10 protein-coding genes are annotated in these 12,851 nt (G+C 72.5%); 4 read left to right on the top strand and 6 right to left on the bottom strand.

What is annotated here, in order from left to right; all coding sequences use genetic code 11:
- Positions 1-20 precede the first annotated feature (20 nt).
- From AB0F38_RS09680 to AB0F38_RS09670, 3 genes are all read right to left on the bottom strand, one after another.
- Positions 21-1,139: a winged helix DNA-binding domain-containing protein gene (locus AB0F38_RS09680; protein ID WP_361889360.1), complete on the bottom strand. Its 1,119-nt coding sequence runs from the start codon at positions 1,137-1,139 to the stop codon at positions 21-23.
- Positions 1,140-1,280: 141 nt separating this feature from the next.
- On the bottom strand, positions 1,281-2,318 hold the full coding sequence (locus AB0F38_RS09675) for a glutathione S-transferase C-terminal domain-containing protein (RefSeq protein WP_361889357.1): 1,038 nt from the start codon (positions 2,316-2,318) through the stop codon (positions 1,281-1,283).
- Positions 2,315-3,808, bottom strand: a complete 1,494-nt coding sequence (locus tag AB0F38_RS09670; protein WP_361889354.1) for an MFS transporter — start codon at positions 3,806-3,808, stop codon at positions 2,315-2,317. Before AB0F38_RS09670 ends, AB0F38_RS09675 begins: the two co-directional genes overlap by 4 nt.
- 254 nt (positions 3,809-4,062) lie before the next feature.
- Here AB0F38_RS09670 and AB0F38_RS09665 point away from each other — a divergent pair, with 254 nt between their 5' ends.
- Entirely contained in the window at positions 4,063-4,500 is a 438-nt protein-coding gene (locus AB0F38_RS09665) for a VOC family protein (RefSeq protein WP_361889352.1), read from the top strand.
- A 413-nt stretch (positions 4,501-4,913) separates the two neighbouring features.
- Positions 4,914-7,328, top strand: a complete 2,415-nt coding sequence (locus tag AB0F38_RS09660; protein WP_361889846.1) for an endonuclease/exonuclease/phosphatase family protein — start codon at positions 4,914-4,916, stop codon at positions 7,326-7,328.
- Between the two features lie 68 nt (positions 7,329-7,396).
- Here the strand turns inward: AB0F38_RS09660 and AB0F38_RS09655 are convergent, their stop codons facing one another.
- Genes AB0F38_RS09655 through AB0F38_RS09645 form a run of 3 tightly spaced genes read right to left on the bottom strand, consistent with a single transcriptional unit; the run spans position 7,397 to position 9,879 of the window.
- Positions 7,397-8,356, bottom strand: coding sequence for an alpha/beta hydrolase (locus AB0F38_RS09655; protein WP_361889349.1), 960 nt, complete (start codon positions 8,354-8,356; stop codon positions 7,397-7,399).
- A gap of 18 nt (positions 8,357-8,374) precedes the next feature.
- Positions 8,375-9,649, bottom strand: coding sequence for a beta-ketoacyl-[acyl-carrier-protein] synthase family protein (locus tag AB0F38_RS09650; protein WP_361889346.1), 1,275 nt, complete (start codon positions 9,647-9,649; stop codon positions 8,375-8,377).
- Complete coding sequence (locus AB0F38_RS09645; protein WP_361889343.1) at positions 9,646-9,879, bottom strand: acyl carrier protein; 234 nt, start codon at positions 9,877-9,879, stop codon at positions 9,646-9,648. Before AB0F38_RS09645 ends, AB0F38_RS09650 begins: the two co-directional genes overlap by 4 nt.
- 385 nt (positions 9,880-10,264) lie before the next feature.
- On the opposite strand from AB0F38_RS09645, the gene AB0F38_RS09640 reads away from it, so the two are divergent.
- Both AB0F38_RS09640 and AB0F38_RS09635 read left to right on the top strand, forming a co-directional pair.
- Positions 10,265-10,996, top strand: coding sequence for a nitroreductase family protein (locus AB0F38_RS09640; protein ID WP_361889340.1), 732 nt, complete (start codon positions 10,265-10,267; stop codon positions 10,994-10,996).
- Positions 10,997-11,211: 215 nt separating this feature from the next.
- Entirely contained in the window at positions 11,212-12,762 is a 1,551-nt protein-coding gene (locus AB0F38_RS09635) for a peptidoglycan-binding protein (protein ID WP_361889337.1), read from the top strand.
- Positions 12,763-12,851 lie beyond the last annotated feature (89 nt).

Genomic DNA, 12,851 nt, shown 5'->3' with positions numbered 1-12,851 from the left:
GCCGGGGGGACCGGCGCGCCTCAGTCGCCGAAGTCGATGAACGTGGCGAACCGGACGTCGTGCGCGGGGGCCGCCGACATCACCGTCAGCATCTCCACGGCCTCCTGCGTGATCTCCTCGCGCTGCGCCCCGCTGAGGCCGCCCAGGGGCTGGACGGTGACCGTCGCCTCGTCCGTCGTCTCGTCGAGGCGCCAGAGCGCGGCCAGGAAGCCGTCCACGAGGACCGTTCCGTACGACTGGTTGCCGACGCCGTTGCGTCCCTTGTACGCGGGCGGGATGACCCGTGTCCGGTCCGCGTGGCCGAGCAGCACGTTGTCGAATTCTGGAAGGAAGCGGGGCGGCGCGGGGACGTCGGGGCCGGGGCGCGGGGCGTCCGGCAGGTCGAAGAGCTCGACACCGTTCTCGTCGCGGAAGGTGACCAGCCGCGGTCGCAGCCGTTCGAAGACCTCGCGCAGCCAGGTGAGTCCGGCCCACATCTGCATGTCCTTCACGGAGGCCGGTCCGAAGGCGCCGAGGTAGCGCAGGACGGTCCCGTCGGGCGCGGGTGCCTGGTGCGAGGCTCTGCCGAGCCAGTGCTCGACGGTCGTCAGCGCGACCGGTCCGCCGCGTCCCCACAGACCGCGCGGGGTGACCTGGACCAGCGGCAGCAGACAGCGGGCGGCGACCGACAGGGCGCGCGGGTCGGCGTCCGGCCAGTGCACGGTCAGCTCCTCCCGCAGCTGTTTCATCGTGCGGGGCCGTTCCTCGACGAGCTCCTTGCTGAGGGAGGCGAGCCGTTCCAGGTCCACCCCGGTGAGCCCGCTCCGGAACATCTTCAGTTCCCGGTCGCGCGCCGGCTGGACGAGGGGACGCAGGGCGAGCGCGTCGTCGGCGGTGTGCGTGTGGATGGTGGAGCGCAGGGTGACGATCCTGACCACCTCGCGGGACTCCATCAGCGCGGAGAGCGCGGCGGGGTCGAAATCCTCGATACGGGAGTGGAGCTGGAAGTACGGCGGCCTGGTGTTCTGCGCCTGCAGTCCCACCAGGCGGGTGACCACGTCCTTCACCGGCACGAGGGTGCGCCGGAGCAGCATCTGGCGTTCCAGTGTCGCCCGGTTGAGCGCGCGGCGGGAGAGTACGGGGGCGTTCTTCGCGACCATGGACCGCACGCTACGCGGGAGGGCGTGGACCGGCGCTCGAATCCGGCACCCCCGCCGGCCGGCGGCACCACGGACCGGGCGTGTGGTGCCGGCGCGTTGCCCGCCGGACGCGGCGGAGACCGCGGGTGGAGCGAGGGCGGGTCAGGGGCGTCCCCGGGCCGGTACCTCCTCGCCGGGCGGCACCGGGCCCGGCGGGGTGCCGTCGCCGAACGGGCGGCCTCCCAGCTGCTCCCGGTGGTGCGGGGTCAGCCAGCCGGACAGGTAGGGGCCGAGCGGCACGATGCCGGTCGGGTTGATGCCCGTGTGCACCCGGTAGTAGTGCTGCTTGATGTGGTCGAAGTCGACCGTGTCGCCGAAGCCCGGGGTCTGGTAGAGGTCGCGGACGTACGCCCACAGGACAGGGTCCTCGGCCAGCTTGGAGCGGTTGCACTTGAAGTGGCCGTGGTAGACGGCGTCGAAACGCACCAGGGTGGTGAAGAGCCTGATGTCCGCCTCGGTGAGGGTGTCGCCGACGAGGTAGCGCCGGTCGGCAAGCCGCTCCGAGACCTGGTCCAGGCGGCGGAAGACATCGATGTACGCGGCCTCGTAGGCGCCCTGGCCGTCGGCGAATCCGGCCCGGTAGACGCCGTTGTTGACGTCGCGGTAGATGCCCTCCATCACCTCGTCGATCTCCTCCCGCAACGGTTCCGGGTAGAGGTCGGGGGCGCCGGGGCGGTGCAGCGCCGTCCATTCGGTGGCCAGGTCCAGCGTGATCCGCTGGTAGTCGTTGGTGACGAGCCTGCCGCTCGGTACGTCGACGACGGCGGGGACGCTGACCCCGCCCGGGTAGCCGTGCTCCCGCGCGTCGTACGCCTCGCTCAGGTAGCGGATGCCGAGCACGGGGTCGCGGCCGCCCTCGTCCAGGGTGAAGCGCCAGCTGCGGTCGTCCTGGATGGGGTCGGCGACGGCCAGGGACAGGGCGCTCTCCAGTCCGAGCAGCCGCCGGGAGACGAGTGCGCGGCCGGCCCAGGGGCAGGCCCGGCTGACGACCAGCCGGTAGCGGCCGGCCTCGACGGGCCAGCCGTCACGGCCGTCGGCGGTGATGCGGTCGGCGAAGTGGCTGCGTGACCGCTTGAAGGGCTTGTGGCCGTACGAGGTGTTCCCGCCCGGCTCGCCCGGCTCTGCTTCCTCGTCGCTCATCGTGTTCCTCTCTGCGGGTCGGGTGCTGCGGATGTCTCCTGACGTCTTCTTCCCCGGCGGCCCGCTCCGACGTCGGCCAGGGCCACGATCAGAGCGACCAGGACGAACGCGACGGAGACGACGAGACCGCGGTCGTACGCGTCGGACCAGCCGTCGGGACCCAGTTGGGCGAAGAAGACCGATCCCACCGCGGCGATCCCGATGGCCGAACCGACCCGCTGGCTGGTCTGGAGGGTGCCCCCGGCGCTGCCCGCGTTGTGCACCGGCACCTCGGAGAGGGTCAGGGTCTGGTTGGGGGCGATGACGAGTCCGCTGCCGAGTCCGGCCAGCAGCAGCGGCGCCGCGATCGCCAGTCCGGCGCCCCGGCCGGGCACCAGGTGCGCGGCCAGTGCGGTGAGGCCGAGCCCGACGGCCACCATGGTCAGTCCGACGACGATCAGAGGCCGGCCGAACCGGCCGACGAGCCGGCCGCCGATGGTCGCCGCACCGCCCGCGCCCAGTGCGAACGGAGTGATCGCGAGGCCGGCCTCCAGGGCGCTGTAGTGCAGGCCCGACTGCAGGTACAGCGTGGTGATGAAGAAGATCGAGGTGAAGCCCGCGAAGTACAGCAGGATCATCAGACAGCCCAGCCAGAAGGACCGGAGCCGGAAGAGCGAGAGGTCCACCACGGGCTGGACGCCCTTCCTCGCACAGCGGGACTCCCAGCCGACGAAGGCGGTCAGCAGGACCAGGGCCACCACGACGAGCAGCCACTTCCCGTTGCCCGGCCACTGCTGGGCCTGGACGAACGGCAGCAGCAGGGCCAGGACCCCCGCGCCCAGCAGCAGCACCCCGACCGGGTCCAGGTCGCGCGGCCCGACGCGGCCCGCGGACGGGGTGTCCGGGAGCAGCCGGTGGGCGAGCAGGAGGCAGACGGCTCCGATCGGCAGGTTGACGTAGAACACCCAGCGCCATCCCTCCTGCGCCCCGGCCCCCTGGATCAGCAGCCCGCCCAGGAGCGGGCCGACGGCGGTGGAGATGCCGACGACGGTGCCGAACATGCCGAAGGCCCGGCCCCGCTCGCGGCCCGAGAACATCTGCTGGATCAGTGCGGAGATCTGCGGCGAGAGCAGCCCGCCGGCCGCGCCCTGGAGCAGCCGGGCGATGACGAGCCAGAGGCTGGACTGGGCGGCCCCGCAGGCGGCGGAGGCCAGGGTGAACAGGGTGAGGCCCCACATGAACATCGTGCGCCGCCCTCGGGCGTCGCCGAGCCGTCCGCCGGGGATGAGGACGAGCCCGAACGCGAGCGCGTAGCCGGACAGCACCCACTGGAGGTCGGAGTCGGGGGTGTCGAGGCCCTCCTTGATGGACGGCAGCGCCACATTGACGATGGACACGTCGAGGAGCGTCATGAAGCCCGCCACCAGGCAGACGGCGAGGGCGCGCCAGCGACGGGTGTCGGAAGGGCCGGGACGAGAGTCAGGGTTCCCGTGCACCGCGCTCTCTTCCATGGTCCGCACCCTAAGGGCTGTCCCGCAATTCCTGGTGGATCAGCGCGCGGCGTCAGATGCGGTGCGTCGCAAGGCGGAGGGACGCCCGAATACTGGACGTATTCGTGCGTTCCGACAACGCGGCGAGGTGCCGTAGCTGTCGTCGTGCGCCCGCCGGGAGTTGCGGGACAGCCCTTAGGTGGCGGCCCGTGATTCCGGCGGATCCCTGCCACGGGGTCCCGCGTGTTCCGCCCTACCGGGGGTACCCGATCGGCATGACTGTCCTCAAGACGAGTGTTCTGGTCCTGGATTGTGCCGAGCCCATGGAGCTCGCGGGCTTCTACGCGGCCCTGTTGGACGCCGAGACGCGGGTCGGGAGCGATCCGGACTTCGTGGAGATCGTCGGCAACGCGGGGGTGCACCTGGCCGTCCGCCGCGACCACGGCTACGCCCCGCCCAGCTGGCCCCGCCCCGAGGACTCCCAGCAGGCGCATCTGCGCATCCTGGTGGACGAGGGGGACATGGACGAGGCCGAGCGCGAGGCGATCGGCCTCGGCGCCCGGCCGGTGGACACGAAGGACAGCAACAGCGGTCCGCGCGATGTCCGCGTCTACACGGATCCGGCCGGGCACTCCTTCTCGCTGGCCGTCTACCCGTCCTTCGACGCCGAACAGCCGCGCGGCGCGGACTCGGTGAGCGCGGACGGGGTGTGACCGGCCTCGCGTGACGACAGGTCGGTGCCGGGCGCATCGTTCTCGTCGATCCGGCCCGGGACATCCCGTCGCGACCCCACCTCGTCCGGGCGGGCGGAGCACCCGCGCTTCAGGTCGCCCTCGCCATGGGGGCAAAGGCCCGACCGCCTCACGGCCCTCCGGCCGCGTTGCGAAGCCCTGCCGGTACGGGCCGTCGCCCACGGGGCGCGCGGTGTCGAGGCGGAAGGCGCGGTGTGTGACCGTACCGTGGCGCCCGCCCGGCCTCACCAACGGCGTCACGAACGGTCATCCGGCGGCCTGCCGCAGCGGCCGCGCACCCGGCCGTTTCCAGGATTTAACCTCTTGATGCCTTGTCACTCACGGTCTACGCGCATAGCTTTTGCCCCCTCACTACACACTTGGGGGCAGTTCCCGTGCACATAGCCAGACCCGGCTCCGCCCTGCTGGCCGGCGCCGTCGCCGTAGCGCTTTCGGTGACCGCGCTGCCCGCCGCCTTCGCGGCCCCGTCCTCGTCCGCCGTGATCTCCGAGGTGTACGGCGGTGGCGGCAATTCCGGCGCGACGCTCACCCGCGACTTCATCGAGCTGGCCAACGCCGGTCCGAGCCCGTTCGGCCTGTCCGGCTTCAGCGTCCAGTACCTTCCGGGCACCCCGTCGGCCGGTTCGCAGTGGCAGGTCTCCGAGCTGTCCGGAGCCGTCGCGCCCGGTGGCCGCTACCTCGTCGCGCAGGCCGCGGGCACCGGCGGCACGGTGGCCCTGCCGACCGCCGACGCCACCGGCACCGTCGCGATGTCCGCGTCGAGCGGCACCGTCGCACTCGTCTCCGGCACCACCCCGCTGACCTGCAAGACCGTCGCGGACTGCGCCGTGGACACCCGGATCGTCGACCTCGTCGGCTACGGCTCCGCGGTCGTGCGCGAGGGCAGCGGCCCGGCGACGGGCACGTCGGCCACGGCGTCCGTGGCACGCGGCACCTCCCTCGCGGACACCGACGACAACGCCGCCGACCTGACCGCGAGCACGCCGACCCCCGTCAACGCGGCCGGCCAGACCTCCGGCGGTTCCGGCCCCGGCGAGCCCGGCGGACCGACCGAGCCCGGCACCGTGCGGGTGCACGACATCCAGGGCACGACGCGGGTGTCCCCGCTCGTCGGGCAGTCGGTGACCGGGGTCCCCGGCATCGTCACCGGCGTACGGACCAGCGGTTCGCGCGGCTTCTGGATCCAGGACACGACGCCGGACGCCGACGCCCGTACGAGCGAGGGCCTGTTCGTCTACACCGGCTCCGCCGCCCCGGCCGTGGCCGTGGGCGACTCGGTCCTGGTCAGCGGCAAGGTGGCCGAGTACTACCCGTCCTCCACCACGCAGTCGCTCACCCAGCTCACCGCCCCGAGGTCCACCGTCCTGTCCTCGGGCAACGCCCTTCCGGCCCCCCTCGTCCTCGACTCGAGTTCCGTGCCCGACGCCTACGTACCGACGGCGGGCGGCGGGTCGATCGACGCGCTGGCGCTGGACCCGGCCGCGTACGCCCTGGACCTGTACGAGTCGCTCGAAGGCGCCCGCGTCACGATCGCCGACACCCGGGTGACGGGTGCGACGACCGCGTACGACGAGGTCTGGGTGACCGTCAAGCCGGACGAGAACCGCACCCGGCGCGGCGGCACGCTCTACGCGTCGTACGAGGACCAGAACACCGGCCGCATCAAGGTGATGTCGCTGAACGCCGCGCAGCCGGTCCCGGTGGCGGACGTGGGCGACGAGCTCTCCGGCCCCACGACGGGTGTCATCGACTACGCGTCGTACGGCGGGTACAACCTCCAGGCCACCGAGCTCGGCACGCTCACCGACAACGGGCTGCGGCGCGAGGTGACCCGGCAGCAGAAGCACAAGGAGCTCGCGGTCGCCACGTACAACGTGGAGAACCTCGACGCGCTCGACGAGCAGGCCAAGTTCGACACGCTCGCCTCCGGGGTCGCGGTCAGCCTCTCCTCCCCCGACATCGTCTCGCTGGAGGAGATCCAGGACGACAACGGCGCGACGAAGGACGGGACGGTCGGCTCCGAGGCCACGCTGCAGCGGTTCACGGACGCGATCGTCGCGGCGGGCGGCCCGCGGTACGCGTGGCGCTACATAGCCCCCGCTGACGGGCAGGACGGCGGCGAGCCCGGCGGCAACATCCGCAACGTCTTCCTCTTCAACCCCGAGCGGGTCGACTTCGTGGACCGCGAGGGCGGCGACGCGACCACCGCCGTGCAGGCCGTGAAGACGAAGAAGGGTGTCACCCTCTCCGTCTCGCCCGGCCGGATCAACCCGGCGAGCCCGGCCTGGGACGACAGCCGCAAGCCGCTGGTGGGCGAGTTCCGCTTCCGCGGCAAGCCGGTCTTCGTCATCGGCAACCACTTCGCGTCCAAGGGCGGCGACCAGCCGCTGCACGGCCGCTACCAGGAACCGGTGCGCGGTTCGGAGACGAAGCGCGTGCAGCAGGCGACCGAGGTCAACTCCTTCGTCACCTCGCTGCTGAAGGCGGACAAGTCGGCGCGGGTGGTCACGCTCGGCGACCTGAACGACTTCGCGTTCTCCCCGACGATGGACGCGCTGACCAGCGGCAGGGTCCTCAGGCCGCTCATCACGACGCTCCCCCGGAGCGAGCAGTACAGCTACGTGTACGACGGCAACTCGCAGACGCTGGACCACATCCTGACCAGCCCCGCGATCCGCCGCTTCGACTACGACGTGGTGCACATCAACGCGGAGTTCGCCGACCAGGCGAGCGACCACGACCCGCAGATCGTGCGGATCGACGTGAACGGCTCCGGCCACCGGCACTGACGGCCCGGGGGTGGTTCCGGTCCCGGCCGGAACCACCCCCCGGACGCTCGTCCGCGCCTCGTGTCCCGCTAAGCCCCCCGGACCGGCACGGTCCGGCGCACCCCGCCGCCCTCCCCCGGCGCCTGGTGCGGGAGGGGTGCGGGAGCCGGTGCCGTCGCTCCGTCCACCGGCCGGTCCGTGAAGAAGCGGGTGACCAGTGCGGCCACCTCGTCGGACCGCTCCAGCACGACCCAGTGGTCGGATTCCGGGAGCGTCAGGAAGCGGCTGCCCTCGATCGTCCCGGCGAACTCCCGCTGCCGCTCCGGCGCGGTCACCGTGTCGTGCTCCCCCGCGAAGACCAGGGCAGGTACACCCGACAGGCCCCCCGAGAAGTCCGGCCGGTCCCCCAGCGCCCGGTGCAGCGAGTCGGCGGCGTGCGGCGAACCATCGCTGAGCGCGTGCAGGAAGGAGCGGCGTACGTAGCGCCGGGCCAGCTCCCTGCGGTACACGGGCCGGTCCGGGTCCAGGCACATCAGCCCGTCGGCGGCCAGCACCGCGAATCCTTCCTCGTCCCCCTCGGCCAGCCGCCGCGTCGCCCGGCGCCAGTGCTCGCGCTGGGCCTCGCCGATGTGCACGGGGACACCGCCGAGGGCGAGCCGGGCGATCCGCCCCGGGTCGTGCCGTGCGCAGCCGAAGGCGATGGCCGCCCCGTACGAGAAGCCGAACAGGTTGATCCGGGGGGCGCCGATGTCGTCGACGATCCCCGTGACCGCGGCGCGCAGGACGGCGGCGCTGGGTCCGGGCGGCAGCGGGTCGGCGGTGCCCATGCCGGGCAGGTCCGCGGTCACCACGTCGGCCACCTGGCCGAGGTGGTCGTCCATCTGCGGCCAGCCGAACATGCCCTGCAGCGCGCCGCCCAGGACGAGTACGGGTTCGGTGCCCGGTCCGCCCGCCCGGCCGGCCGGGCCTGCCGGTTCCGTGCGGCGCAGCAGGCGGTAGTGGTACCGCAGGCCGTGCACGGACAGGGACCGGATGATCTCCTCGGGCATGGTGCTCCTCGCTTCCCGTCAGGCTCTGGTGAGCACGAGCGCCGCGTTGTGACCGCCGAAGCCGAGCGACGTCTTGACCGCGCAGTCGAAGGCGCCCCGTCGGGCCTCCTTGCTCACCACGTCCACGGGGATGCCGGGGTCGGGTGCGTCGAGGTTGGCGGTGGGCGGCACGAGCTGGTGCTGGAGCGCGAGGACGGTCAGCGCGGCCTCGATGCCGCCCGCGGCACCCAGGGTGTGCCCGGTCATCGCCTTGGTGGACGTGACGAGGGGCCGCTCGCCCAGGACCCGGCGCAGCATGGTCGCCTCGATGAGGTCGTTGGCGACGGTCGAGGTGCCGTGGGCGTTGACGTGGCCGATGTCGGAGGCATCGAGGCCCGCGTCGGACAGGGCGGTGCGCAGCGCGCGCTCGATGCCGAGGCCGTCGGGGTCGGGGGCGACGGCGGAGTGGGCGTCGCTGGATGCCCCGTAACCGGACACGCGGGCGCGGACGGTGGCCCCGCGGGCGCGGGCGTGCTCAGGGTGTTCCAGGACGAGGAGGCCGGCGCCCTCTCCGACGACGAAGCCGTCGCGGTGCGTGTCGAAGGGGCGGCAGGCCGCCTGCGGATCGTCCCGGCGGGTGGAGACCGCCCGCATCTGGCAGGCGCTGGCGATCAGCAGCCGGGAGCACACGGACTCGGCGCCGCCCGCGACGACGATGTCGCACGCCCCGGTGCGGAGCATCTGGTGGGCGGTGCCGATGGCGACGGTGCCGGAGGAGCAGGCCGTGGAGACGGCCAGGCTCGGGCCGTGGACGCCCAGGTCCATGGCGACGCTGCTGGCGGCGCCGTTGACGACGGTCAGCGGGGCAAGCTTCGGGGAGACGCGGCGCGCACCACGCTCGGTGAGGGTGGTGTGCTGCTCGTCGTAGAAGGGCAGCCCGCCGTGCGCGGATCCGATGACGACGGCGACCCTGCCACTGTCCCAGACCGAGGGGTCGAGCCCGGCGTCGGCCACGGCCTCGCGGGCGGCGATCACGGCGAGCTGCGAGAAGCGGTCCATCAGCCGCTGGGCGGCGACGCCCAGCACGGCCCGCGTGTCCAGTCCGGTGATGGTGTACATGAAGTCGCAGGGCAGTCCGGCGAGTTCGGGCAGGCGCTGGACGGAGGGCGCGGCGGCCGTGTCGCACACCCCGCGCCAGGCCGCGTCGACGCCCACACCGGCGGCGGTGACCAGGCCGAGGCCGGTCACCGCGGCGCTGAACGGCTCGATTCCCGGCCGGCCTGCCCGGCGAGCGAACGGCCCGCGGGCCGTCACGCTCCGGCCTTGCTGCACACGGCCGCGACCAGGTGGCCGACGGTGTCGCGCGAGGACAGGACGACGTCCTCCAGATCGATGTCCATCCGGTCCTCGATGAGGAGCCGGAGCTCCTCCAGCGCGAGTGAGTCCAGGCGCAGTTGACGGAGCGGCACCTCCGGCCCGATGGCCTGTGGGTCGGTTCCGAACCTGGTGACGAGCAACGCGCTGATCTCTTCCGAGGTGCTCATGGGGAGGCTCCTCCGCTCTCGGTACGCGGTGACGCCGGCCGCGTGGTGGGTGAGATGGCCATCGGGGACGCCGACTGCTCCAAAGGGACCCTTTATACGCCTCCGCTGCGGCGGTTCCGGCCATCGTTCCCCCGAGAGAGGTGAGGGCGACCAGGTGTGCGAATCCGCTGTGTCGAGGCCGTGGGGAAGCGACCTGCGTCCCGCCGTGCCGGCCGACGTGGTCCGGCCGCAGGCGGAGCGGCGACGGCCGGCTGAGCGCCGGGCCGGGGGGCGGCGGCTCGGACCGCCTCCGCTCCGGTCCCGGCCGGGACCGGCGTGCGGACGGGAGCATCAGGCGCCCAAGAGGGCTCCCCGCAGCGGGAATCGGCCCGTAAACTCCGCGATCATGACCTTCGAAACGGTTCAGGCCGACGCGTCCGCCCTCGACGGACCCGCACTCTTCCCGATCATGTCCACGATGCGCGCGATGCGCCGCCTCAAGCCGGACGCCGTGCCGGACAAGACGATCGATCAGCTCATACAGGCTGCGGTCTGGGGGCCCAGCGGCGGCAACATGCAGTGCTACGAGTACGTGGTCGTCACCGACCGCGAGGTGATGGCCCGCCTGGCCCCGCTGTGGAAGCGGTGCGTCGACGCCTACCTGGCGACGACCGGCAAGCACGCGCCGGAGGGCATGGACGACGCCGCGTACGGCCGGATGGTGGCGGCGATCGAGTACCAGCGCGACCACTTCGCGGACACGCCGGTGCTGATCATCCCCTGTTACAAGTTCCCGGAGCCGCGGTTCGACGAGGAGGGACTGGGAATCTACGCGCAGGCGCTCGGGCCGGCGGGCCTGGAGCACATGACGAACACCCAGACCCGCTTCCAGGCACTCGCGGAGGGGTCCTGCGTCTATCCGGGCGTCCAGAACCTCCTGCTCGCGGCCCGGGCGCTGGGACTCGCGGCCAATGTCACCATCTGGCACCTGTTCCTGGAGCAGGAGTGGAAGGAGGCCCTCGGGATTCCCGCGGACACGCACACCTTCGCGGCCATTCCGGTGGGCCTGCCGCAGGGCAACTTCGGGCCGGTCCGCCGCCGCCCGGTGGCCGACGTCATCCACCGGGACCGCTGGTAGCCGCCCGCCGCGCCGTCGCCCCCCGCCGGGGGTGACGGCCCCCACGGCACGAGCCTGGCCCCCCGGCTCAACTCCATTGGGGTGAAAGAGATTTGGACACGCAAGGAAATCATTGTCATGCCCTGATCATGTCGATAGCCTGTGCGAGCTCGACGGCCCTCGGCCCACCCCACCGGGTCCGGGGGCCTTCCCCTCCCCCACGACCAGGAGCAGCCATGCCCCGACGCCCCGCAGGCCACACCGGCAGACGCGCAGCAGTTCTGGCGGCCGTCGCCGCCACCGCCCTCGTCGCCACCGGCCATCCGGCCCCCGCCGCCCAGGCCGGGCAGAACCCCATGAACCAGGCCTTCACCGAGGCCGCCGAGGAGTTCGACGTACCTCGAGACCTGCTCGCCGCCGTCGGCTACGGCGAGACCCATCTGGACGGACACGCCGGACGCCCCAGCCAGGCCAACGGCTACGGCGTGATGCACCTCGTCAGCAACCCCACGAACCGCTCCCTGGAGAAGGCCGCGGCCCTGACGGGCGAGTCCACGGCCGCTCTGCGCAAGGAAACGGACGCCAACATCCTGGGTGGCGCCGCGGTGCTGCGGAGCCACGCCGACGCCCTCGGCCTGGACCGTGCCGAGCGCCGGGACATCGACGCCTGGTACCCGGCCGTCGCCCGCTACAGCGGGGCACAGGGGGCCGTCGCGGCCCTCTACGCCGACACCGTCTACACCTTCCTCGCCGAAGGGCTGCGGACGACGGTCCCGGGTGGCGAGCGGATCTCGGTCACCTCCCGGCCGGTCTCCCCGGAGAAGGGCGCCCTGGCCACGGCCGAGGTCACCGCCCAGAGCCCCGACTACCCCTCGGCGCTCTGGGTGCCCGCGAACTCCGCCAACTACGCGACGGGCAGGACGGCGACGGTCGACAAGGTCATCGTCCACGTCACGCAGGGCTCGTACGCGGGCTCCATCAGCTGGTTCCAGAACCCGGCGTCCCAGGTCAGCTCCCACTACGTGATCCGTTCCTCCGACGGCGAGATCACCCAGATGGTGCGCGACAAGGACACCGCGTACCACGCCAGGAGCGCCAACGCCTCGTCGCTCGGCATCGAGCACGAGGGCTTCGTCGACGATCCGTCCTGGTTCACGGACTCGATGTACCGCTCCTCCGCGGCGCTGACCGCGTACCTCTGCGACCGGTACGGCATCCCGAAGGACCGGTCCCACGTCATCGGGCACAGCGAGGCCCCGGGCAACGACCACACCGACCCGGGCGTCAACTGGAACTGGACCTACTACATGCAGCTCGTCGGCGGCTCCGGCGGCGGCAGCGGGAGCGACGGGCTGAGCTTCAGCTCGTACACGACCCAGACGTCGGGCTCGTCGGGCGCCCAGGTCAAGGCCGTGCAGCAGCTCCTCAACGACCAGGGGTACGAGGCGGGCGCGGTGGACGGCTCCTTCGGCCCGGCCACGAAGAGCGCCGTCCAGGCGTTCCAGACGGCCCGGGGGCTCTCCGCCGACGGTACGGTCGGCCCGAGGACCTGGACCGCGCTGCTCTCGGCGGGGACGACTCCGACGCTCGTCAAGGGCAGTTCGGGCGACGCGGTGAAGCGGCTGCAGCGGGCGCTGACCGCGGCGCTCGGAAAGACCGTGTCCGTCGACGGCGTCTTCGGCTCGGCGACGGACACGGCCGTACGCAGCTATCAGAGCTCGCGCGGACTGACCGCCGACGGCAGTGCGGGACCGAACACCTGGTCGGCCCTGCAGTCCGGCCGCTGACCCCGGCGGATTCGCCCCCGGCGCGGCCCCGCCGGTCCGGGTGGGGGCGAACCGGGGTGCCGAGAAGCAGCGGCGGCCCCACGCCGCCG

The organism is Streptomyces sp. NPDC025273 (genome assembly GCF_040638585.1).
Classification (GTDB): Bacteria; Actinomycetota; Actinomycetes; order Streptomycetales; family Streptomycetaceae; genus Streptomyces; species Streptomyces cinereorectus.
Note: the sequence above shows the minus strand (reverse complement) of the source record. Positions and strands in the feature narration are given on the sequence as shown.

Coding starts and splice junctions, on each gene's coding strand:
- AB0F38_RS09680 (WP_361889360.1), bottom strand. CDS start 1,139: ATGGTCGCGAAGAACGCCCCCGTACTCTCCCGCCGCGCGCTCAACCGG.
- AB0F38_RS09675 (WP_361889357.1), bottom strand. CDS start 2,318: ATGAGCGACGAGGAAGCAGAGCCGGGCGAGCCGGGCGGGAACACCTCG.
- AB0F38_RS09670 (WP_361889354.1), bottom strand. CDS start 3,808: ATGGAAGAGAGCGCGGTGCACGGGAACCCTGACTCTCGTCCCGGCCCT.
- AB0F38_RS09665 (WP_361889352.1), top strand. CDS start 4,063: ATGACTGTCCTCAAGACGAGTGTTCTGGTCCTGGATTGTGCCGAGCCC.
- AB0F38_RS09655 (WP_361889349.1), bottom strand. CDS start 8,356: ATGCCCGAGGAGATCATCCGGTCCCTGTCCGTGCACGGCCTGCGGTAC.
- AB0F38_RS09645 (WP_361889343.1), bottom strand. CDS start 9,879: ATGAGCACCTCGGAAGAGATCAGCGCGTTGCTCGTCACCAGGTTCGGA.
- AB0F38_RS09640 (WP_361889340.1), top strand. CDS start 10,265: ATGACCTTCGAAACGGTTCAGGCCGACGCGTCCGCCCTCGACGGACCC.
- AB0F38_RS09635 (WP_361889337.1), top strand. CDS start 11,212: ATGCCCCGACGCCCCGCAGGCCACACCGGCAGACGCGCAGCAGTTCTG.